Source organism: Pseudomonas sp. K5002 (assembly GCF_013386655.1).
Lineage (GTDB): Bacteria > Pseudomonadota > Gammaproteobacteria > Pseudomonadales > Pseudomonadaceae > Aquipseudomonas.
Genome location: NZ_JACARK010001450.1, coordinates 1 through 614 on the forward strand (window position 1 = coordinate 1; position 614 = coordinate 614).

General features: G+C 64.5%; 1 protein-coding gene. It reads left to right on the forward strand.

The genetic code is table 11. The features are described 5' to 3' along the window. The coding region (locus HX846_RS37110; protein WP_256740459.1) for an amidase family protein at positions 1–614 on the forward strand (614 nt) is incomplete at both ends.

Sequence of the window (614 nt, forward strand, 5' to 3'; positions counted from 1 at the left end):
GGCGGCGGCCTTGAACCTCGGCGTGCTGCACCAGGGCAGCGATGCCGGCGGCTCGATCCGGATTCCCTGTGCCTTCACCGGCACCTTCGGCATCAAGCCGACCTTCGGTTATGTGCCGCAATGGCCGGCCAGTTCGATGACGATTCTGTCGCACCTGGGGCCGATGACCCGCACCGTGGAAGACTCGGTGCTGATGCTGCAAACCATCGCCCAGCCGGATGCGCGGGATGGTTTGATCGGCGCGCCCCGGACCACGCCATGGTTGCACGCCGGGGCTGATTTGAAGGGGCTGCGTATCGCCTATAGCCCGAACTTCGGTTATGTCGATGTGGACCCGCAAGTGGCCAGGGTGGTCGCCCAGGCGGTAGAAGGCCTGGTGCAGCTGGGTGCCCATGTTGAGCAGATTGATCCGGGGTTCAGTGATCCCCTGGAGGTGTTCAATACTTTATGGTTTGCCGGTGCAGCACGTCTGGCCGGGCCGTTGAGCGATGCGCAGCGGCAATTGATGGACCCGGGGTTGCTGCGCATTGCCCGACTGGGCGAGCAGATCAGCCTCAGCGATTACAGCGCCGCTCTGGAAGCACGGGCAGCGCTCGTGGCGCGCATGGCGGCAT